19 protein-coding genes are annotated in these 20,259 nt (G+C 66.8%); 11 read left to right on the plus strand and 8 right to left on the minus strand.

Going from position 1 to position 20,259, the window contains the following annotated elements; translation table 11 throughout:
- Positions 1-14 precede the first annotated feature (14 nt).
- Together BSY238_RS05465 and BSY238_RS05470 are read right to left on the minus strand one after the other, a co-directional pair.
- Positions 15-1,391: a DUF1302 family protein gene (locus BSY238_RS05465; RefSeq protein ID WP_190295057.1), complete on the minus strand. Its 1,377-nt coding sequence runs from the start codon at positions 1,389-1,391 to the stop codon at positions 15-17.
- Between the two features lie 23 nt (positions 1,392-1,414).
- On the minus strand, positions 1,415-2,164 hold the full coding sequence (locus tag BSY238_RS05470; RefSeq protein ID WP_069038245.1) for an ABC transporter ATP-binding protein: 750 nt from the start codon (positions 2,162-2,164) through the stop codon (positions 1,415-1,417).
- Positions 2,165-2,182: 18 nt separating this feature from the next.
- Between BSY238_RS05470 and BSY238_RS05475 the strand changes: the two genes are divergently transcribed.
- Positions 2,183-3,040, plus strand: a complete 858-nt coding sequence (locus tag BSY238_RS05475; RefSeq protein ID WP_223300279.1) for an outer membrane lipoprotein-sorting protein — start codon at positions 2,183-2,185, stop codon at positions 3,038-3,040.
- Positions 3,041-3,100: 60 nt separating this feature from the next.
- Complete coding sequence (locus tag BSY238_RS05480) at positions 3,101-3,850, plus strand: PEP-CTERM/exosortase system-associated acyltransferase (protein ID WP_069038246.1); 750 nt, start codon at positions 3,101-3,103, stop codon at positions 3,848-3,850.
- A 31-nt stretch (positions 3,851-3,881) separates the two neighbouring features.
- On the opposite strand, the gene BSY238_RS05485 is transcribed toward BSY238_RS05480, so the two are convergent.
- Both BSY238_RS05485 and BSY238_RS05490 read right to left on the minus strand, forming a co-directional pair.
- Complete coding sequence (locus BSY238_RS05485; RefSeq protein WP_083223935.1) at positions 3,882-4,493, minus strand: YceI family protein; 612 nt, start codon at positions 4,491-4,493, stop codon at positions 3,882-3,884.
- Positions 4,490-5,269 (minus strand): CDP-alcohol phosphatidyltransferase family protein, encoded by a 780-nt coding sequence (locus BSY238_RS05490; RefSeq protein WP_223300280.1) that lies wholly within the window; start codon positions 5,267-5,269, stop codon positions 4,490-4,492. Before BSY238_RS05490 ends, BSY238_RS05485 begins: the two co-directional genes overlap by 4 nt.
- Before the next feature lie 146 nt (positions 5,270-5,415).
- Between BSY238_RS05490 and BSY238_RS05495 the strand changes: the two genes are divergently transcribed.
- Genes BSY238_RS05495 through BSY238_RS05515 form a run of 5 tightly spaced genes read left to right on the plus strand, consistent with a single transcriptional unit; the run spans position 5,416 to position 9,767 of the window.
- Entirely contained in the window at positions 5,416-6,423 is a 1,008-nt protein-coding gene (locus tag BSY238_RS05495) for a zinc-dependent alcohol dehydrogenase (protein WP_069038247.1), read from the plus strand.
- 35 nt (positions 6,424-6,458) lie between these two features.
- Positions 6,459-6,857, plus strand: coding sequence for a 6-pyruvoyl trahydropterin synthase family protein (locus BSY238_RS18710; RefSeq protein WP_069038248.1), 399 nt, complete (start codon positions 6,459-6,461; stop codon positions 6,855-6,857).
- Complete coding sequence (locus BSY238_RS05505) at positions 6,854-7,915, plus strand: glycosyltransferase family 4 protein (protein WP_223300281.1); 1,062 nt, start codon at positions 6,854-6,856, stop codon at positions 7,913-7,915. Before BSY238_RS18710 ends, BSY238_RS05505 begins: the two co-directional genes overlap by 4 nt.
- Positions 7,912-8,826: a hypothetical protein gene (locus BSY238_RS05510; protein ID WP_069038249.1), complete on the plus strand. Its 915-nt coding sequence runs from the start codon at positions 7,912-7,914 to the stop codon at positions 8,824-8,826. The genes BSY238_RS05505 and BSY238_RS05510 overlap by 4 nt, the downstream gene beginning before the upstream one ends.
- A complete protein-coding gene (locus BSY238_RS05515) occupies positions 8,823-9,767 on the plus strand; it encodes a lysylphosphatidylglycerol synthase transmembrane domain-containing protein (RefSeq protein WP_069038250.1) in 945 nt (314 codons plus the stop codon). Before BSY238_RS05510 ends, BSY238_RS05515 begins: the two co-directional genes overlap by 4 nt.
- Here the strand turns inward: BSY238_RS05515 and BSY238_RS05520 are convergent.
- A complete protein-coding gene (locus BSY238_RS05520) occupies positions 9,707-10,567 on the minus strand; it encodes a RibD family protein (protein WP_069038251.1) in 861 nt (286 codons plus the stop codon). The genes BSY238_RS05515 and BSY238_RS05520 overlap by 61 nt on opposite strands.
- A 97-nt stretch (positions 10,568-10,664) precedes the next feature.
- On the opposite strand from BSY238_RS05520, the gene BSY238_RS05525 reads away from it, so the two are divergent.
- Positions 10,665-11,789, plus strand: a complete 1,125-nt coding sequence (locus tag BSY238_RS05525; RefSeq protein ID WP_069038252.1) for a GTP cyclohydrolase II — start codon at positions 10,665-10,667, stop codon at positions 11,787-11,789.
- A 16-nt stretch (positions 11,790-11,805) separates the two neighbouring features.
- On the opposite strand, the gene BSY238_RS05530 is transcribed toward BSY238_RS05525, so the two are convergent.
- Positions 11,806-12,642, minus strand: a complete 837-nt coding sequence (locus tag BSY238_RS05530) for a creatininase family protein (protein ID WP_190295058.1) — start codon at positions 12,640-12,642, stop codon at positions 11,806-11,808.
- A 152-nt stretch (positions 12,643-12,794) separates the two neighbouring features.
- On the opposite strand from BSY238_RS05530, the gene BSY238_RS05535 reads away from it, so the two are divergent.
- Positions 12,795-14,492: a sulfatase-like hydrolase/transferase gene (locus BSY238_RS05535; RefSeq protein WP_069038253.1), complete on the plus strand. Its 1,698-nt coding sequence runs from the start codon at positions 12,795-12,797 to the stop codon at positions 14,490-14,492.
- On the opposite strand, the gene BSY238_RS05540 is transcribed toward BSY238_RS05535, so the two are convergent.
- Together BSY238_RS05540 and BSY238_RS05545 are read right to left on the minus strand one after the other, a co-directional pair.
- The gene (locus tag BSY238_RS05540; protein ID WP_069038254.1) at positions 14,464-15,357 is read right to left on the minus strand and encodes a helix-turn-helix domain-containing protein; all 894 of its coding nucleotides are present in this window, start codon (positions 15,355-15,357) and stop codon (positions 14,464-14,466) included. The two genes, BSY238_RS05535 and BSY238_RS05540, sit on opposite strands and share 29 nt — an antisense overlap.
- Positions 15,358-15,583: 226 nt before the next feature.
- A complete protein-coding gene (locus BSY238_RS05545; protein ID WP_069038255.1) occupies positions 15,584-17,230 on the minus strand; it encodes a flavin-containing monooxygenase in 1,647 nt (548 codons plus the stop codon).
- Between the two features lie 357 nt (positions 17,231-17,587).
- On the opposite strand from BSY238_RS05545, the gene BSY238_RS05550 reads away from it, so the two are divergent.
- Both BSY238_RS05550 and BSY238_RS05555 read left to right on the plus strand, forming a co-directional pair.
- Positions 17,588-18,373, plus strand: a complete 786-nt coding sequence (locus tag BSY238_RS05550) for a PEP-CTERM domain protein (protein WP_069038256.1) — start codon at positions 17,588-17,590, stop codon at positions 18,371-18,373.
- Entirely contained in the window at positions 18,370-20,091 is a 1,722-nt protein-coding gene (locus tag BSY238_RS05555) for a hypothetical protein (RefSeq protein WP_069038257.1), read from the plus strand. Before BSY238_RS05550 ends, BSY238_RS05555 begins: the two co-directional genes overlap by 4 nt.
- The last annotated feature ends 168 nt before the right edge of the window (positions 20,092-20,259 follow it).

Raw genomic sequence — 20,259 nt, forward strand, 5'->3', positions numbered from 1 at the left:
ACCCCGCTTTCGGCTCAGAATGAGTAGCGCATTTCGCCGTAGTAGCGATCCGATTCTCCGTAACGACCGAAGAAACCGTTCGAGTTGCCGCCGAACAGGTCGGCGCCGAACATGGCACGCAGATTCGACTGCACGCGCCAGATGACCTTCGGCCGGAACATGTAGTCGTTGCGCACCAATGACTGCACCCACAGCACCTCGCCTTCCACGCGTTCGCCGAACTTGTGGTGATACAGCAGCGACATGCCGTTCTCGCGCTTGGACGCCAGCAGTTCCGGTGGGCGATCGTTGTGATATCGCTCGAAGTACTGGACGTTGAAACGTGCTTCGTTCTCGAGCGGGAAGTCGAGGCCGACCGCGTAGTCGACCATGTTCTGCTTGACGAGACCGTCCGCGCCGGGCAGCGACGTCGGCACGCGACGGTCCAGCGTCAGCACGCCTTCTGCACGCAGCAGTACGCGGCCGAAATCCTTGCTCAGCGTCGAGCCGTACTGATGTATCCAGTCATGTTCCGGCGTATAGACCGCGGTCGGACCGACGATCTGGCGGGCAAAGGTCGGATTGACGTCGAGGCTGCGGTAATAGAAGGCCGAAAGGTCCCAGCCCTTGACCAGCGTGCTGACGCGCAAGCCGTAATTGGAATTGCTCAGCTTGCGATCCGGTCGCACCTGATCGTTGTAGACCGCCGTCAGCCCGGAGATCTCAGGCTGGACAGGGTAGTAGTCGCCGCCGAAACGCCCGATGTTGTCGACGCTGACATAGGGTATCCACACGATTTCGGCGTGCACGTTGCCCATGAAATACTCGGCGCGCGCGGCCCACTGTGGAATGCGCAACTGGTCGAATTCCGGGTTGAAGAACTCGCGGGTGTCCTTGGCGGATACGACGTCGGCGAAGAACAGACCGACCATTTCCCCCCACACGATGTGCTGGCGGCCGAGCCGAAGCTCCATGTTGCCGAGCGGCACGTCGACGAACACTTCGCGCCACTGGAACTCGCTGCGCTTGTCGTCGCGCACGTTCGCGTTATAGAAGTCGTCTTCCCAGCCATAGGCGAAGTCGTAATCGACGCGCCCGAAAGCCTTCCACTTGATGCCCTGTCCGAAGCTGCCGCTACGCCCCAGTTCATTGCGCCAGCGTGCCTTCGACCAGTGACTTTCGCCGGCGACCGTGCGAGCCAGCTCAAACTGCGTGAAACCCTTCCAGCCGGAGGTCGCGGGCGCCGACGCTTCGCCCAGATCAGGCAATGCATTGCCGGCTTCCGACTTCGCCGGCGTGTCTGCAGCCGGCGCGTCGAGGAACAGGTCATCCAGCGGATCTGCGGCGTGCGCCGGCGCAAATGCAGCAAGCAGCGCGACAGCCAGCAACGATAGGACCGCGTTCCGCTTCATCGGGGACTTGACTCGGGACATCATCACGCCGCCTTGTTGGCAGCCGGCTTCGGCGGCTTCACATAAGACCACTCACCCGGCGATTTCTGTACGCCCAGTGCGGTCAATTCGCCGTCCTCGATGCGAACCAGACGGTCGGCCATCGACATGACGCGCTTGTCGTGCGTGGAAAAAATGAAGGTTGTCTTCAAGGTACGGTTGATCTCACGCATCAATTCAAGAATGGCGTCACCCGTCTTGCGATCAAGGTTCGCGGTGGGTTCGTCTGCCAGCACGATGGTGGGCTGCACGGCCAGCGCACGGGCGATCGCCACGCGCTGGCGCTGGCCGCCGGACAGTTCGTTCGGCCGATTATTCATTTTTTTGCCCAGTCCGACCACGTCCAGAAAATAGCGGACGCGACGGTCACGTTCTTCCTTGCCGACTTCCGGCAGCTGAAGCAGCGGATACTCGACGTTTTCGTAGGCGGTCAGAACCGGCAGCAGATTGAAGGTCTGAAAGATGAAACCGATGGTGCGTGCGCGCAGACCGGCCAGCTGATCCGGCGTCTGCCCGGACACATCCTGACCGTTTATCAGTATCTGCCCGCTGGTCGGTGTATCGATGCAACCGATCAGATTGAGCAGGGTCGACTTGCCGCTGCCGGACGGGCCGGCGATGGCGATGAAGACGCCGTCCTCAATATCGAGCGTGATATTCTTCAAAGCGGTCACCAGCTGGCCGCCCAGCATGTAACTGCGGCTCACGTTCCGGATCTGGACGACGTTATTCATCAATACGCCCGGCTAGAGTTGAGGGCGAAACGCCCGCCACTGGAGACATCACGAATGGCATTGCTTTCCTGCATCCGTCCGGCTGCACGGCCGACATGCTTCCTGCACCCTGCAGCCGTCCCGAATCGCCTGGCATCGCTTGCGCGCGCCGTACTCGCTTCTGTCGCACTCGGTTCGGCATTTCTTGTTGCCCAGCCTGCCTTTGCTCAGGATGCCGCGAGTATAGTGGAAAAGGCCGACTCGATCCGCTTCCCGCGTGAGGCCTTCCAGGTCGAAGTCAGCATCACGTCGAACAGCGCGAGCGGTGAAGAATTCCGCAAGTTCAGGATTCTGTCCAAGGGCAGCAGCAACACGATCATCCAGACCATCGAACCGGCGTCCGAGCGCGGACAGATACTGCTGATGAAGGAACGCGACCTGTGGGCATTCCTTCCGACCGTGTCGCAGCCCGTACGCCTGTCCCTCGCCCAGCGGCTGACCGGTCAGGTTGCCAACGGTGACTTGGCGCGTGCCAATTTTTCCGGTGACTACACGCCCAGACTGATCGGCGTCGAGAAGATCGACGGCGTCGATCACCACGCACTGGAGCTCACGGCAGTGGATCGCTCGGTGACCTACGCCCGCGTTCTGTACTGGGTCCGTGCGAACAATGGCGCGCCGCACAAGGCTGAATTCTATTCAGTCTCCGGAAAGCTGCTGAAAACCTGTATTTACGACGAGTACAAGACCTTGGGCGGAAAATTGCGTCCGACGCGACTGGTCATGCAGGATGCCCTCAGGGAAGGCGATCAATCTGTGCTTGAATACAGTGCATTGCAGTTGCGCGAACTCCCGGACAAGATATTCACAAAGGAATATCTGAAGAAGGTGGAGTAGCCGCATACTGCCGTCACGTCGCGGAACGCATCCAGCGTCGTCTTTCGTGGTCAGATCATCATGTTTCTGCTCGAAGTCGGAAACCTAAAAGAGAATTTCGCGAAGTATTTTTCGGTGGAAGCGGCCGTCACCGAGGAACTCAAGCACGAGGTGTTTCGCGTCAGGCACGCGGTGTATTGCGAAGAGCTCGGCTACGAAAACACCAATCCCGACCACCAGGAAACCGACAGCTACGATGCGCGTTCGCTGCACATTGCGTTGCGCGCTCAGGCACACGGCCGCATCGTCGGCTGTGTCCGGCTGGTCCAGTGCGATCCCGATACGCCGGAAAAGCTGCTGCCATTCGAGAAGCTCTGCACCGACGCCATAGACCGGTCGATCATCGATCCGGCGCAGGTGGATCGACGTGCCATAGTCGAAATTTCGCGCCTGGCGGTGTTGTCCGACTACCGCAAGCGGAAGGGCGACAGCGGCAGCCCGATGGCGATTTCCGAAGAAGACATGGGCACGCGCGATCAGCCGCGTTTCCCCTACATACCGGTGGGTCTGTATCTGGGCCTGCTCGTAGCCGCGGAACTGCACGGCATAGAACACCTGTTCACGCTCACCGAAGCGCGGCTGGCACGGCACCTGTCCGCGCTGGGCTTCCGCATCCATCTGATCGGCCGGGCGATCGAACATCGCGGCAAGCGCGTGCCTTCGGTCATCTACCGCACCGAGCTGATGGCACACCTGCCGCCCTTCATGCAGCCGCTGTACGACCAGATGAAACAGGACATGTCGCGCCAGTACGCGTGCGAGCCGGCCTGAATTCGGCAGCCCTCAATCGGCGGCGAGCCTGCTACTGCCTGATCGCCTCCAGCTCGAAGGTCAGTGCCACTTCATCGCCGACCAGCCCCTTTTCCACGCCGTAGGTCATGCCCCATTCGCTTCGCCGTATCGCCGTGCGCGCCGAAATGCCCAGCGTGTGCTTCTTGTGGCCGAACGGATAACTGGCGGCCTTGTTCAGCGTCACGTCCAGCGTGACCGGCCGGGTCTGGCCGAGCAGCGTGAGCTTTCCGGCCAGCTTGCCGGCGGTCGGGCCGGTCGTCTCGTAGCCCGTCGCTTCGAACACGATGTCCGGATGCTGCTTGGCATCCAGAAAATCGTTCTCGCGAATGTGGTTGTCGCGCGCCTTGTGATTGCTGAACACGCTGTCGGCCGACACCACCACGCGGCCCGAGCTCAGCTTGCGGGTCTGTTCGTCATAGACGAAGCTGCCCTTGCCCTTCAGGAACATACCGAGGATGTCGGCGTAGCCGATGTGCGCAACCCCGAAGCCGATCGAGAAGTGATCGGGATCGATGTCATAGGTCCGCGGTTCGGCCTGTGCCGTAGTGCCGAATGTGCCGCAGGCCAGCGCGACGAGCAGCGGGCGATACAGATGCTGCAGCAGCGGATGCGTCGTTTTCATGGGAAGCCCTCCCGGTTGGCGTCGGAAATCCGACGAAAATCAGTGTGCATCCGCCGGCGGTACAGCCAGCGGATGTCGATGAAGAACGATGCCGCGAGCGCCAGCAGCGCGAACCCCAGCAGTGCGGCGGTGCTGCGCGCATCGACCACCGGCAGCAGGCACACCAGCAGGCAGGCCACCTGCGCGACGCACACTGCCTTGCGCCGCAGGCTGTCCGGCAGCGGCTGGTCGAGCCAGCGCCAGACCGGCATCGCGGCGACGAACACGTAGCGCATCGCGCCGATCGCCAACACCCAGGGCCCGACCTTGCCGAGCAGCACCGGCGCCAGGCACAACACTGCGATCAGGAAGGCGTCGAGTTCCATGTCGAAGCGCGCACCGAAATCGCTGGCCGAATCGAAGCGGCGCGCGACCCAGCCATCGACCCCGTCGAGCAGCAACGCAGCGAGCGCCAGCACAGCGAATGGCGTCGCCTGCGCTGCCAGCGCATCCGGGCTCGACAGCGTGCCGGCCAGCAATGCCACCAGCAGCGCGCGAAACAGCGTCACGCGGTTCGCCGCGCCCAACGGCCGACGCCTGTCCGGCCAGTGGCGCAGCAGCAGCGTAGCCATCGCAATATATACAAACACAACGGCAAAGCCGACCCGCGGCGGCTGATCGAATGCATGCGTGAAGGTGGCTGCCAGAATGGCGAGCAACGCCCCGCCCGCCAGCAGATCCACCCACATCGGCGGCACCGCGTTCCGCGGTCGCGCATCGTCCAGTCCTGCTGCCACGCCGATCTCCCAGAGTGCTGTCCCGAGGTCTGCAGAGTCGGACATCGTGCAACCTTCAGTCATGGCGGCACGTCCATCGGACTGCATACTTCAACTCGCGTTTCGATACCCTGACGCACCGAATCGTTCGCTCACGATGAAAAACCATGTCTACTGACACGCCCATCGACCAGACGTCTGCATTCTGGACCGTCGCGCCCGGCACCGGCGAACTGCGCACCGAAGTACTGCCGGCGCTGCGCGCCGGTGAGGTGCGCGTACGCGCGCTTTACAGCGGCATCAGCCGCGGCACCGAAAGCCTAGTGTTCCGCGGCGAAGTGCCGGCGAGCGAATACCAGCGCATGCGTGCACCCTTCCAGCAGGGTGATTTCCCCGCTCCGGTGAAATACGGCTACATCAGCGTCGGCGTCGTCGAAGACGGCATGGACGATCAGGCTGCGGCGCTGCGCGGCCGCACCGTGTTCTGCCTGCATCCGCATCAGCAGCGCTATGTGGTGCCGGCCGACGCAGTCGTGCCGCTGCCCAACGGCCTGCCGGCTGCGCGCGCCGTGCTGGCCGCCAATATGGAAACCGCGATCAACGCGGTGTGGGACGCTGCGCCATCGGTCGGCGATCGCATTGCGGTGATCGGCGCCGGCGTGGTCGGCACGCTGGTCGCCTGGCTGTGTGCGCGCATCCCGGGCACGCAGGTCGAACTGTTCGACATCGACCCGGGCCGCGCCGCGCCGGCTGCCGCGCTCGGCCTCGTCTTGCGCACGCCGGATGCTGCGGCCACGGAATGTGATCTGGTCATCCACGCCAGCGGCAGCGCCGCCGGCCTGCGCAGCGCGCTGGCGATGGCCGGCTTCGAAGCCACCGTGATCGAAATGAGCTGGTTCGGCCAGCAGGCGGTCGCATTGCCGCTTGGCGAGGCCTTCCACGCGAAGCGCCTCACGCTGCGTTCCAGCCAGGTCGGTCATCTGCCGCCTGCGCGGCTGCCGCGCTGGTCTTATCGGCGGCGCATGGAACTCGCGCTGTCGCTGCTCGTCGACGACAGGCTCGATGTACTGATCAGCGGTGAAAGCGATTTCGCCGATCTGCCCCACCTGATGCCCGCGCTGGCCTCCGATGGCGCCGGTGTGCTGTGCCACCGCATCCGTTACGCATCCGCCTGAGTATTCATTCACGCATCCGTTACCAAGGAACTCCCATGTACAGCCTTACCGTCCGCGACCACATCATGATTGCACACAGCTTCCAGGGCGAAATCTTCGGCCCGGCGCAGCGCATGCACGGCGCCACCTACCTGATCGATGTGTGCTTTCAGCGGGCCGAACTCGACGCCGACGGACTGGTGATCGACATCGGCCTCGCCAGTACCGTGCTGCACGAGGTGCTGGCCGACCTGAACTTCCGCAATCTCGACGAAGAGCCGGCCTTCAAGGGCCGCAACACAACGACCGAATTCATGGCGCGCGTGGTGTTCGACCGCATTGCGGCCGCCACGCGCGAGGGCCGGCTGGGCGACAGCGGTCGCGGGCTGGACCGACTGAAGGTGACGCTGCACGAATCGCATGTCGCCTGGGCCGGCTACGAAGCGGATCTGTGACGCTGCATTTCATCGTCGCGGGCAACCCGGCGCAGCACACCGGCGGCTACCACTACGACGCGCGCATCGTGGCCGCGCTGCGCGCACGCGGCTGGACGGTCGAGGTGACCGGCCTGCCCGGCCGCTTCCCCGACGCCGACGACAGCGCGCGCCGCGCGCTGCAGCGCACGCTGGCCGCGCTGGCCGATGGCAGCGCCGTGGTGATCGACGGTCTGGCGCTGGGTGGTCTGCCTGAAGTTGCGGCCGCGCACGCGCAGCGGCTGCGGTTGATCGCGCTGATCCATCATCCGCTGGCCGACGAAACCGGTCTCAACGCCGACCGACGCAGCGCCCTGCTCCGCAGCGAATGCACAGCGCTGTCACACATGGCGGGCCTGATCGCCAGCAGTGCCTTCACCGCGCGCCGGCTGGTCCACCTTGGCGTCGAAGGCAAAGCGATCGCAGTGGTCGAACCCGGTGTCGATGCCGCGCCACTGGCCGCTGCCGACCACGAACCGCCGCGCCTGCTGTGCGTCGCCACGGTGACTCCGCGCAAGGGCCACGATGTACTGGTGGCGGCGCTGGCATCGATCGCCGACCTCGACTGGACCTGCGACTGCATCGGCTCGACCACCCGCACGCCAGACCATGCGACGCGTGTCGCCGCGCAGATTTCCGGCACCGGCCTCGACTCGCGCATCCGCCTGCACGGCGAATGCAGCGATGCCGCACTGGGCGCCGCCTGGCGGGCGGCCGACCTGTTCGTGCTGCCATCGCATTACGAAGGCTACGGCATGGTGATCACCGAAGCGCTGGCGCATGGCCTGCCGGTGCTCACGACGACCGGCGGCGCGCTGGCCGACACCCTGCCGCCGGGTGCAGGTGTCGCCGTAGCACCGGGTGATGCGGCGGCGCTGGCGGCTGCGCTGCGTCACTTGATCAGCGACGCCCCGGCTCGTCACGCGCTGCGCGTCGGCGCACGCGCCGCGCGCGACGGCCTGCCGGACTGGACTGCCGCGGGTGACGCCTTCGCCAGCGCACTGCGGGATCTGCTCGCCGTGGAAAGGCACGCCGCATGAGCGCCCCGCTTCGGCAATATGACGCGCCGCACCCGGACACGATTTTCGACGCCGGCTGGCTCGCACTGCGCTGCCCAGCCGACACAGCCGCCCGTGCCGACACACTGAACCGGCTGGCGCACGACTGGTTGCGCGCCCGGGCCGGCCGGCCGCTGCGACTGATCGATCTGGGCAGCGGCAGCGGCGCCAATCCGCACTACCTGGCGCCCCGGCTGCCCGGACCGCAGCACTGGCTGCTGGTCGATCACGACCCGGCGCTGCTCGAGCTGGCACGAGGCAGCTGCGGCGCGTTGTGCGACAGCGACGGCCAGCCGATCGGGGTCGACACCCGGCTGCGTACGCTGAACGGGCTGGCCGAGGACGACTTTGCCGGCAGCGATCTGGTCAGCGCTTCGGCGCTGATCGATCTGGTCGACGAGGGCTGGCTGGTCCGCTTTGCCGACGCCTGTACTTACGCCGGCTGTGCGGTGCTGATCGTGCTCAGCGTGGATGGTCACTGGGTGATCGACGATGGCGAGGTGGCCGATCCGGACGACGCCTTCGTGCGCACTGCGTTCAACGCGCACCAGCAAAGAAACAAGGGCGCTGGCGATGGTGGTGTGGGCAGGAAGTCAGGGCCGGCGCTCGGCGCCCGCGCCGCGCCGCGGCTGGCGACGCTGCTCGAAGCGCAGGGTTTTGTCGTCACGCTGGCCTACAGTCCCTGGGTCATTCACATGGTCGATATCGGCCAGCGCGCGCTCGCGGCCGCACTGCTCGACGGCTGGCGCGCCGCAGCCGTCGAGCAGTGCCCGCACGCGGCCGCGCGCATCGAAGCCTGGCACGCGCGCCGGCAACTGGCACTGGCGCATGACTCGACCCGGATCGAAGTGGGCCATTTCGATCTGTACGCCGAGCCGGGCGCACGCACATGATCACAGGCCGCGCCGTACGGCGCTACGCGCTCGGTGCCGCGCTGCTGATCGGCCTGGCTCTGACGCTGGACAGCGCGGCGATCGGCGCCGCCATCGCCAGTGCATCGCCCGGCTGGCTGATCGCCGCACTGCTGCTGAGCGTGCCGCAGGTGGCGCTGTCGGCCTGGCGCTGGCGCTACACCGCCGCCCGGCTGGGCGCGCCGCTGGGCCGGCGGCAGGCGTACGCCGAGTACTACCTCGCCACCTTTCTGAACCAGGTGCTGCCGGGTGGCGTGGCTGGCGATGCGGCGCGTGCATGGCGACATGCGCGAGAGAGCGATGCCGGCCACGCCGCCTGGCAGGCGGTGGTGATCGAGCGCGCATCCGGCCAGTTCGTGCTGCTGCTGTGCGCCCTGGCAGGGCTGGCCGCGTCGGCGCCACTGCAGTTTGCGCTGGTGCGCGCAGTCGACGGCAGGGCCGGCTGGATCATCGCCGCGCTGCTCTCCGCCGCCGTGGCGGTGGCTGTGCTGCTGCGCCGCCGTGCTCAGCTGTCCGGGCGCATCGGTGCAGTGCTCAGGCGCAGCCTGCTGGCGCGCGAGGTGTGGCCGGTGCAGCTTGTGGCGTCGGCCGGCGTCGTGCTGAGCTACATCACCGTATACATATGCTGTGCGCGCATGATCGGCGTGACGCTGCCGACGGCCGAACTGTGGCCGCTGCTGCCCTGGGTGCTGTTCGCGATGGCGATTCCGCTGTCGGTCGCCGGCTGGGGCGTGCGCGAAGGCGCAGCCGCCCTGATCTGGGCGGCCGCCGGGCTGGACCCGGCGCAGGGCGTGGCGATTTCCGTGACCTACGGTCTGGTGGTGCTGCTGTCCAGCCTGCCCGGCGCGTGGATGCTGCTGCGTCAGCGCACCCGCATCGGGTCGAATTCGAGATCGAACAACGTATCGCTGCCGCAGGCATAGCTGCGAGATCGCGGCCGCAGCGCCTCGTCGAGCGTGCCGATCGGCGGCAAGGTCAGACCGGGCCGGCCGGAGCCGATCAGCAGTGGCGCGACCATTATGTGCAGCCGGTCGAGTGCGCCGGCCTGCAGGAAGCGCGATACCGTCACCCCGCCCCCCTCGATCAACACCCGCTTCAGCCCGCGCGAGGCGAGCAGCGCGAGCATTGCCTGCGGCGCGAACCCGCAGTCGGTGGCGGCCAGATGGACACACTCGACGTGCGCGGACGCCCGCGACGCTACGCTGTCGTGACCGTCTGCGACCACATGCAGCGTTGGCGCATCGGCCTGTTCGAACAGCGGTCCGCTGCGCTGCGCGCGTCCGCGCGGGTCGAGTACGACGCGCACCGGATGCGGCCCGGCGACGTGGCGCACCGTCAGCTGCGGTCGATCGGCATCCGCGGTGCCGACGCCCACCACGACCGCATCGACCACCGCACGCAGCCGGTGCAGGTGGCGACGCGCCTCGTCGCCATTTATATAGTGCGAATGACCGCTGTCGGTGGCGATGCGTCCGTCCAGGCTCTGGCCGATCTGCGCGATGGCGAGCAGCCCGCCACGCGCCACCAGCGGCAGGAAGATGTCGAACAGCGCCGCCGCTGCTGGGCCGGCCGGCGGGGTACTCGTCCACCCGCCGCCCTGCGCCACGTCGAGCGTGACGTGCTCATGACGGAAACTTGTCAGCGCGATTGCGGACCAATCGACGCAACGGGCCTGAAGGACGAGGGCCCACGCTTCATCTTCGGCGACTTCGGTCAGCGACATCCGCAACACATTCCTTCATGGGGTGACTGCCTCGACACGACAACGGACGGGCAGCGGGCGTCTTCGAACAACATCCATATCGAATCGGAAACACGACATGCGCCAAGCCGAACGAGCCCTGTTTGACCTGCGACGCGGCGTCCCGGTGCTGCTGGCCGACGCCGGCAGCGACACCCTGATCCTGCCGGTCGAAGCGCTGACCGACGACGCGCTGGCCGACGCACAGCTGCTGACCGGCAGCGTGCCGCAACTTGTGCTGTCGCGCCATCGCCTGGCCTCACTTGGCCACCTTATCAGCGATGAGGCGCAGGCGCTGACATCGACCGGCGTGACCGACAGCGCGCTGCTGCGCCGGCTGGCCAGTGCGCGCGACGCCCGGCTGCCCGATGGTCTGCGGCGCGCGCCGGCCAGCGCGGCCGCTGCAGCCGCGCTGCGCCTGCTCGGACGCGCACAGCTCTTGCCGGCAGCGGTCGCCTTCCCGGTGCTGTCGGCGCGCGCCGCGCTGGTCGCCGGCGAAATCGCCTGCGGCAATCTGCTGTCGGTCAGTACGGCCGACGTGCTGGCGCTGTGCGACGGCGGTCACGGCGTACTCACGCGCATCAGCGAAGCACGCATTCCGCTGGCCGACGCCGAAGAAGCACGCTTCGTGCTGTTCCGCGAGGCCGACGGCGTGCGCGAGCACGTCGCCATCGTCATCGGCGAGCCGGACGACTGGGCCGAACCGGTGCCGGTGCGGCTGCATTCGTCCTGCCTGACCGGCGATCTGTTCGGCAGTCTGCGCTGCGACTGCGGCGAACAGCTGCGCCGCGGCGTCGCGGCAATCAATTCGCAGGGCGGCGGCGTACTGCTCTACCTGTCGCAGGAAGGGCGTGGCATCGGGCTGGCGAACAAGCTGCGCGCCTACGCGCTGCAGGACGACGGCCTCGACACCATCGATGCCGACCAGGTCATCGGTTTCGGCGACGACGAGCGCGATTTCCGCATCGCGCACCAGATCCTCGATCAGCTGGGCGTGTCGCGCGTGCTGCTGCTGACCAACAATCCGGGCAAGATCGACGCGCTGCGCCATGCCGGCATCAATGTGGTGGCGCGACAGGCTATCTACGGTGACCTCACGTCGCAGAACCAGCGCTACCTGGAAACCAAGGCGCGCCGGCAGGGGCACAGCCTGGGCGAGCTGCTCGGCATGCGGCCGCTGGCCGACGGCGCCGGCCGTGCCTGAGCACGCCGCGGCCCGCTCAGCGTGGCACCGGCTTGAGCGGTGCCGGATCGAAGTCATGCGCCTCGTCGATCAGCTGCGCCAGCCGGGCGGCGTAGTGATCGACCAGCCGGGCGCCCAGTGCGGCGCTGGCGTGCTGCGCGTTGCCGGTGGCGCCCGAGATGTGCAGGTCCTGCGCCATCCAGCCAAAGCCCGCTTCACCTTCCGGTCCGAGCAGGCAGCCGTCGGCCGCCATGCGCGCACCCAGACTGCGGAAGTCGCCGAGCGCCTCGCGGCGCACCGCGTGCGGCAACAGATGCAGCATCATCGAGGTTTCCAGCGCGCCGCCGTGCAGGCCATGCCGAAGTTCGTCTGCATCGAGCACGCCCGCCGGCAGTGCGAAGCGGAAGTAATGGGCACGCACCACCAGCATGCCGTGCGCGGCGCGCAGCTTCAGCGCGGCCAGATCGACCAGCGCCTTGTTGCCACCATGGCTGTTGAACAGCACCAGGCGCCGGAAACCGGCACGCGCCACGCTGTCGCCCAGTTCGCACAGCGCAGCCAGCGCGGTTTCGGGGCTCAGGCTCAGGGTGCCGGCGAAAGCGGTGTGTTCCAGACTGAGCCCGACGGTCAGCGGCGGCAGCACGCACACCGGCACACCGGCGCGCACACGCGGCAGCGCTGCGGCGACCAGTCCGTTCGCGATATCGAGATCGGTGCTCAGCGGCAGGTGTTCGCCATGCTGTTCGATCGCCGCCAGCGGCAGCACCGCCACGCCGCCGCGCGCGGCGCGCTGTGCGATACGCTGCGGCGTCAGGTCCTGCCACCAGGGGCTGTCGCCCGACTGCACTTCACCTGCACCTGCACCGTCTGTCATGCGCTGTCTCCGTTGAACGCTCTGGCGCCGCCTGTCCGGCCCGATACTACCGGGCTCGTCGACCGGCAGCGCACCCGCACCGCGCCGACGGTCCCGACCCGGAAGTCGGAGCGCCGGAGTCCGAGCTTCTCTGAGCCATTTTGAGTCCTTTCATGCCCCACGTTATCGCGACGCTTCACAGCGTTCTTCGACTGCTGCTTGCGCTGATCGTGCTCAATGCGCTGCTCGCCTTCGGCAATCTGTGGCCGAGCGCCTGGCCGCGCCCCGAGGCGCGCCTGTCGGTCGAGTTGTTCGGCGCCCTCATTGTTCTGGTGCTGTGGGCGCGCTGGCGCGGTGGCGTATCGGCGCGGGTAATCGGCGGTGTCGCGGCGCTCGCCTGTCTGTGGGTGCTGCTGCACTACATCGACGTGACCATTCCGGCGCTGCTCGGCCGGCCGGTCAACGCTTACTGGGACGGCCAGCACCTGTGGCAGCTGGCGCGCATGGGTGGCGAATTCGCCGCCGGCTGGCAGATTGCCGCCGTACTGCTCGCCGCCTGTGCCGGGCTGGCACTGCTGTTCATGCTGGTGCGCGCCTGCGTGCGCGCGCTTGCCGCCGCGGCCGCCAGGCCACGCTGGCAGCTGCCGCTGGCCGCGCTCGGGACTGCCGTGTTGCTGACGCACGGCGCGGCGTCGGTCGCCCACCATGACCTGCAGCGGATGTTCGCGCCGCCGGTCGGTACGATGGTGGCGGCGCAGGCCAGCCTGCTGAGCCGTGCGCTGTCGCGCAGCGCAGGCGAACAGCGGCTCGGCCCCGGACCGGTGTTCGACGGCGATATCGCTGCGCTCGGCGGCGCCGACGTGTTCGTGCTGTTCGCCGAAGCCTATGGCGCGATCACGTTCGACCGCCCGGAACTGGCCGCCGCGCTGGCGGAACGCCGCAGTGCGCTGCAGCACGCGCTCGACACCGGCGGCCGGCAGGTCGTGTCGGCGCGCGTCACGTCGCCCACTTTCGGCGGTGCATCGTGGCTGGCGCACGCGGCACTGCTGTCCGGCATCGACACGCACGACCCGGACGACTACGCGCTGCTGCTCACCACGCAGCGCCCGACACTGGTCAGCCACTTCGCGCAGCACGGCTACCGAACGATAGGCTGGATGCCCGGCCTGCAACGGCCCTGGCCCGAGGGTGCCTTCTACGGTTTCGACCGTCTGGCGGACGCCGACAACACCGGCTATGCCGGCCTGCCCTTTGGCTACTGGCGCATTCCGGATCAGGTGTCGATCGCGCTGCTGCAGCAACAGGAGTTGCCGGGCGCAGGGCATGACGCCGCCAGCTACGGCCTGCGCACCGTGGCGCTGCATGCCGCCGACGCGTCGGCGCCGCGCACGCCGCGCTTCATCGTGTTCCCCACGCTCACCACGCACGCGCCGTTCCGGCCGGTGCCGCCGTATCTGGCCGACCCGCAGCGATTGCTCGCGGACGACGCGTTCTCCGATGAGGATGTCAGCCGGGCGCTGAACGCACCCGTGTCGTGGACCGACCCGACGCCAGCCTACATCGATGCGATGCACTACCAGTTCGACTGGCTGACCCGCTGGCTGCGTGAAGAGGCGCCGCGGCACATGCTGCTCATCGTGATCGGCGACCACCAGCCGATCGGCGGCGTCACCGGGCCGAATGCGTCATGGGAGGTTCCGGTGCATGTGATCGGCACCGATGCGGCGTTGCTGGCGCGCCTGGAAACCGCCGGATTCCGTCGCGGGCTGCAGCCCGACGTGACGGCGATCGGGCCGATGCATGGCCTGACGCAAACGCTGATCGACGCGTTTGCCGGCGATCTCAGCCAGCGGAACGCCCGGACGCCCTGAGTTTTGCCGGCGTCAGGCCGAGCCGGGCGTGCAGCACGCGGGTCATGTGCGCCTGATCGGAGAAACCGCACGAGGCCGCAACTTCCTTCACCGCCAGATCGCCTATCGTCAGCAGTTCGCGCGCCCGCTTCACGCGCTGGTCGATCACGAAGGCGTGCGGCGCGCGTCCCTGGGTTTCGCGGAACCGGCGACTGAAGGTGCACACGCCCAGCCCCGCCGCTACGGCCATGTCTTCCAGCGTCAGCGCCTCGTGCAGCCGCGATTCGATCAGATCGAGCACGCGCCGCAACTGGGCGGACGACAACCGCCCCGGATCTTTCGATGACCGGAAGCGCACATCGGCGTAATTGCGCAGCAGGTGCACCGCAAGCTGGGTGCCGAGCGCCTCGACGTACAGCGGGCCGCCCATGCCGTGCTGCGTCGCTTCACTGGTGATGGCGTCGGTGATGGCGACCAGCGTCGGGTCCTTGGCGCACAGCACATCGCGCAGCCTCACCTCGGCCACCGAGCGTTCGGTGACCTCGCTGGCCACACGGTCCATCAGGGTGTTCGACAGATAGACGTGCGACACATCGACATCCTGCGTCCAGTGCCAGTGCGACGCCTGCGACATCGTCAGCAGCGAGGCGTCGCCCGGCGCGCACTGGGCACGCGACCAGCGATCGTCGAAGCAGCGGTCCATCGGCGTCTGGCCGGCGGCGTAGCGCACGACCATGAAGTGGTCGAGCGGGGGGATGAATACGTCCAGCCCGGTGTAGTGATAGGCCCGGTGGGAAACCCCCTTCCAGCCGAGCTTGTCGCTCGACGACAGTATGGTTCCCGGTACCCAGTCAAGCAGTTCTTCCGGTGTGATGGCGCGTCCCATCGTTTTCTCCTCCTGCCGGTCCGGTGCGGCTGATCGCCTGCCCTGAACATTATCGTCGGGGCTTAGTCTGCGTTCGACATGTGCCGACGCGTTGCATTCCCTGGGCCGAGCTTACCAGAGCGTCGCCGGCCCGGCTGTGACCGGGTCGCGACCGGAGCGTGCCGCAGCCGACATGAAAACGGGGGCCCCAAGGCCCCCGTCCCGTGCGTCCGCGACCGGCGGTGCGTTACTGCAGATTGAATCCGGCGTAGTTCGACGCCGTCACCTCATCGCACTTCTGGCGATAGGTGCCGACCCCACCGATGTAGGACAACAGTCGGCGCGGCTTGCCTTCGATGTTCGAACCCATGTACCAGGAGTCGGTCTTGGTCACCAGCGTCGCGTTGGCGATCTCGTCATGGTGCGCCACCCACTTGTCTTCCGTCTCCCGGGTCGGCTCGATCACCTTCAGGTCATGGCTTTCCATGTACTTGATGCAGTCGGTCACCCAGTCGACCTGCTGCTGCAGGCAGGTGGTCATGTTGCAGAACGCCGCCGACGGCGCCAGCGGCGCAGCCGTGGTGAACAGGTTGGGATAGCCGTTCACCATCAGGCCCATGGTGCTGCGGATGTCCCTGTTCCAGTCTTCGGTCAGCGAGCGGCCGCCGCGACCCCGGATGTCCATGCGCGTCAGCGCGCCGGTGCCGGCGTCGAAACCGGTGGCCAGGATGAGCACATCCAGTTCGTGGATCTTGCCGTCGGCCGTCTTTACACCTTCCGGCGTCACGCACACGATGGGCGAGGCCTTCACGTCGACGATCTCGACATTCGGCCGCAGGAAGGCTTCGAGGAACTGCGTTTCCAGCGGCACGCGATGGGTGCCGAAACCGTAACTGGTCGGGATCAGCTTTTCGGCCAGCACCGGATCCTTGATGCGTTCGCGCATCTTCTCGCGCACGAATTCCGACACCTCGTCATTCACCTTCTGGTCGGTGAACATTTCCGGGTACAGCGTGAGCCAGAAGCTGAGCGAGCCGTCGGCCCATACCTTTTCCATCAGTTCGCGACGCGCTTCCGGCGTCATGTCGTAGAAACTGTCGCCGGCGAAGTCGTAGTCGAACCCGGCGAAGGTGCCCTGCACGCGCTTGCGCATGTCCTGGAAACCTTGCTTCTGCGCGGCGCGGTCGCTGTCGGCGTACTTCGGGTTGCGCATCGGAATGATGTACTGCGGCGTACGCAGGAACACCTTCATGTGACCGACCTGGCTGGCAATGGTCTGGATCACCTGGATGCCGGTCGCGCCCGTGCCGACGACGCCGACGCGCTTGCCGGCGAGCTCGACCGGCTCCTTCGGCCAGCGCGCGGTATGGAAGATCGGGCCCTTGAAGGTTTCCTGCCCCGGGAAGGTCGAGGTCAGCGGCGCCGACAGCATGCCGGCGCACGAAACGAAATACTTGGTATCGAGCACGTCGCCGGCATCGGTACGGATCTGCCAGCGGTTCGTCGCTTCGTCGAAGCGGGCGCCGACGACGCGGGTGTTGAAGCGGATGTCCTTGCGCAGGTCGCAGCGGTCGGCGATGAAGTTCAGGTAAGCCTCGGTTTCCGGCTGGGCCGGGAAGCGCTCGCTCCAGTTCCACTCCTTCGCCAGGTCTTCCGAGAACCAGTACTGATAGATGTAGGCCTGCGAATCGACGCGTGCGCCGGGATAGCGGTTCCAGTACCAGGTGCCGCCCACGGCCGAGCCGGCTTCGATGGCCACCACGTTCAGACCCTGCTGGCGCAGCCGGTACAGCTGGTACATGCCGGCCACGCCTGCGCCGATCACCACTGCATCGAAGGTCGTTACCTTGCCCTGCACATCGGCTGCCCTGGCAGCCACGGTAGATGTGTTCATCTCTTCTCCTCCTCTTATGGGTCTGTGAGCCGCTCACTGGCGCGCCGCAGGTGGTGCAAGACTAACCGTACCACCGGACGAATGCCATTGAAGCCGGACTGTAGCGGCCCTGCGCGCCGCACGGCATGACCACAAGAGGCGATCGCTTGAACGAACCGGGCGGCGATGTTTCACGCAGCCGGCGTACGAACATATGCGTATTGCCTCGCAGTACATCCTCTGAACACAATGCACACGGCAGGCATGGCGCATATTCGGCCCCGATCCGGGCACCGTGACGACCGGGTACCTGCACGATCCGCTGCACAAAGGCTGGCGGCATCGGTCACCGTTCCTTATGCCGCCGGAGATGCCGACATGAAATCGATCACCTTGATGGTCTGCCTTGCATGCACCCTGGCCGGCGCAGTGCGCGATGCAGCCGCTGCGCCCATCGTCGTCAGCACCCTGCCGTCGTGGAACGGCAGCGCCAGCATCGGCGACTTCGGCTCTTCAGGGTTCTCCGCGTGGGGACAGTTCTTCGTCGCACCGACGGGCACCAACCGCCTCATCGACTTCACCTTCCTGCTGAGTGACGGGGTCCACGGCAGCAACACGAATCCGGTGCCGGTCGTGATGCAGGCGCATCTGGTGCAGTACAACCCGCTCACCCGCTTCATCGTCGGCCCGACGCTGTACAGCAGCGCCGAGATCACTGTCCCGGTCACGTCCGCACTGCAGTTCGAACTGTACAGGTTCGACATCGATGCGGCGATCATCGCCGGCAGCACCTACATGATGTTTCTGTTCGCGAACAATTTCGAGCTGGAGATCCCCGACGATTCGCGACTGCGGCTGGCCACCGCAGGCAGCGACCTCCCAGGCGGCTCCTACAACATTCCGGCTTCCGCATTCGCCGACCTCGACACCGCACTCGCCTCACAGTGGCGATTCACCGCAGGAACCGACCTCGCCTTCTCGGCAACCTTCGACAATCGCCCGACCGCCCCGATACCGGAACCCGACGGCCTGTTGCTGCTGGCAACGGCGGGCGCGGCAGGACTGTGGGCAGCGCGGCGGCGGCCGGCTCGCGCGAAGGGACCGTCCACATCGGTGGCGCCGGATGAGCCTGACCGCGCGGTCGCAGGAGCGCCTTCGAAATGACTCAAGCACACTGGCTGCGGCGCCTGCTTGCCGTGGCACTGCTCCAGGCAGCAGGTTCGGCGGCGCTGGCCGCCGATGTCACGTGGGCCACGCCCGGCAGCGGCTTCTGGGACGATCCGGCCCACTGGCCGGGCGCGGCGCTGCCGACCGGCGCCGACGACGTCACGGTCGATCTCGGCAGCGCGGTCGCCGTCGTGCGGCAGCTGCCGGGAGCGCCGTCCTCCCCCCTGTCCCGCTACACCGTCGCCAGCCTGCTGGCGAAGTCGCCGTTCGAACACGCCGGGGGCTCGCTGCTGGTCAGGGGCGACGCCACCTTCGAGGACACCTTCAACTGGAGCGGCGGTGTCATTCATGTGGACAGCTCGATTCCGAGCGGTACCTGGACCTTCCGGAAGGGCCTGCACCTGACTGCACCCGGGCTGGTGGGCATGAACGCAGGCGCGGTCGAACTGCAGGGCACGTCGATCATCGAAGGCGGCGTCGGCATCCTGTTCGGCGCCGTGCCGGTGCACATCGCATCGGGCGCGACCCTGGACATCCGGTCGGGCGACCGGTTTGCCGTGCAGAGCAGCCTGATCAACGACGGCACCATCGACCGCAGCGCCGGCACCGGCACATTCGAAATCTTCCTACGCGGCGGCGGCAATCAGGGCGCGGTGCGCAACCGCACCGGCGTGCTGTCCTTCATCAGCGGATTCGATACGCTCACGCACGCAGGCAGCTTCTCGGTCGATGCCGGCGCGGAACTGCGCTTCTCGGGCGCGCACAGCTTCGCGAACACCCTCTCCGGTACGGGAAACGTCACCTTCTCCCAGTTCCAAGACTTCACCGTTGACGCCGCCCGCTTCGCGCTCGACGGGACGGTCACGCTGGAGAACGGCGCCAAGGGCATCTGGAGCGGTGACGGCAGCATCCGGAACCTGCGCTTCAATAGCGCGAACTTCCTGCCGCAGGGGCAGGTGACCGTCATCAACCGGGCACGGGTCGACGGCATCGGTTTCGTCATCGGCGGCGCGGGCAGCCGCACACGGTTTGCCGACGGACTGGACCTTCATGGCAACTTCATCGTCAATTCGGGGCTGGTCGAACTGGGCGGCGATACCGTGGTGCAAGGCAATGTGGGGCTCGGCGTCGGCAATGACGCCACGCTGACCGTGCTGTCCGGCGCCTCGCTGCGGGTCACCAACGATGCCACGCCCACCGGCACCGGTGGCATCTTCGGCCCCGGGCGGTTCGTCAATCAGGGTATCGTCCAGCGCGACACGGGCACCGGCGAGTTTGCATTCAGCATGAGCGAGTTCGTCAATGAGGGCCGCCTCGTGCTGAAGTCCGGCCGGGTGTCTGCGGCCGTCGATTTCCAGCAGACCGCCGACGGCACGCTGGCGGTGGATCTGGGCGGCTTCGCGGGGCCGTTTGCCGTGGCCGGCGATGCCCGTCTCGACGGCCTGCTCGAAGTCCGCTTCGCCGACGGATTCCTGCCCGCACTCGGTGACACCTTCGAACTGATGACCTTCGGTGCGCGCAGCGGCGCCTTCGCGCTCTCCACCGCGGGCGAAGCGGCGCGCGCCGGCTACACCTATGCGCTGCACTTCGGCGAGCACACGCTGGGTCTTGAAGTCACCGGTCTGGCAGCGCCGATTCCCGAGCCGGCGACCCATGCGCTGTTCGCGGCGGGGTTGGCGCTGGTGCTTGGGATAAAGCGTCGGTCGAGCGGGTGAAGCGGCTGGCGTCGTGGCTGCATCGGCGACGGACTTCGGCTGCGGGCAAGCGCCATTTTCGCGGGACGGTGGGCGGTGATGCGACGATCGGATGCATGTGATCGACCACATTCCTGTACATGTCGTGGCGGTGACCTACACTGAAGTCAGTCAGTCCGGGGAGTCGCC

It is taken from the genome of Methyloversatilis sp. RAC08 (assembly GCF_001713355.1).
Lineage (GTDB): Bacteria > Pseudomonadota > Gammaproteobacteria > Burkholderiales > Rhodocyclaceae > Methyloversatilis.

What these genes read in the sequence shown, in the direction of transcription:
- BSY238_RS05485 (WP_083223935.1), bottom strand. Translation starts at nt 4,493, where the DNA reads ATGAAAACGACGCATCCGCTGCTGCAGCATCTGTATCGCCCGCTGCTC.
- BSY238_RS05470 (WP_069038245.1), bottom strand. Translation starts at nt 2,164, where the DNA reads ATGAATAACGTCGTCCAGATCCGGAACGTGAGCCGCAGTTACATGCTG.
- BSY238_RS05465 (WP_190295057.1), bottom strand. Translation starts at nt 1,391, where the DNA reads ATGAAGCGGAACGCGGTCCTATCGTTGCTGGCTGTCGCGCTGCTTGCT.
- BSY238_RS05555 (WP_069038257.1), top strand. Translation starts at nt 18,370, where the DNA reads ATGACTCAAGCACACTGGCTGCGGCGCCTGCTTGCCGTGGCACTGCTC.
- BSY238_RS05550 (WP_069038256.1), top strand. Translation starts at nt 17,588, where the DNA reads ATGAAATCGATCACCTTGATGGTCTGCCTTGCATGCACCCTGGCCGGC.
- BSY238_RS05510 (WP_069038249.1), top strand. Translation starts at nt 7,912, where the DNA reads ATGAGCGCCCCGCTTCGGCAATATGACGCGCCGCACCCGGACACGATT.
- BSY238_RS05535 (WP_069038253.1), top strand. Translation starts at nt 12,795, where the DNA reads ATGCCCCACGTTATCGCGACGCTTCACAGCGTTCTTCGACTGCTGCTT.
- BSY238_RS05540 (WP_069038254.1), bottom strand. Translation starts at nt 15,357, where the DNA reads ATGGGACGCGCCATCACACCGGAAGAACTGCTTGACTGGGTACCGGGA.
- BSY238_RS05520 (WP_069038251.1), bottom strand. Translation starts at nt 10,567, where the DNA reads ATGTCGCTGACCGAAGTCGCCGAAGATGAAGCGTGGGCCCTCGTCCTT.
- BSY238_RS05525 (WP_069038252.1), top strand. Translation starts at nt 10,665, where the DNA reads ATGCGCCAAGCCGAACGAGCCCTGTTTGACCTGCGACGCGGCGTCCCG.
- BSY238_RS05545 (WP_069038255.1), bottom strand. Translation starts at nt 17,230, where the DNA reads ATGAACACATCTACCGTGGCTGCCAGGGCAGCCGATGTGCAGGGCAAG.
- BSY238_RS05515 (WP_069038250.1), top strand. Translation starts at nt 8,823, where the DNA reads ATGATCACAGGCCGCGCCGTACGGCGCTACGCGCTCGGTGCCGCGCTG.
- BSY238_RS05480 (WP_069038246.1), top strand. Translation starts at nt 3,101, where the DNA reads ATGTTTCTGCTCGAAGTCGGAAACCTAAAAGAGAATTTCGCGAAGTAT.
- BSY238_RS05530 (WP_190295058.1), bottom strand. Translation starts at nt 12,642, where the DNA reads ATGACAGACGGTGCAGGTGCAGGTGAAGTGCAGTCGGGCGACAGCCCC.
- BSY238_RS05495 (WP_069038247.1), top strand. Translation starts at nt 5,416, where the DNA reads ATGTCTACTGACACGCCCATCGACCAGACGTCTGCATTCTGGACCGTC.
- BSY238_RS18710 (WP_069038248.1), top strand. Translation starts at nt 6,459, where the DNA reads ATGTACAGCCTTACCGTCCGCGACCACATCATGATTGCACACAGCTTC.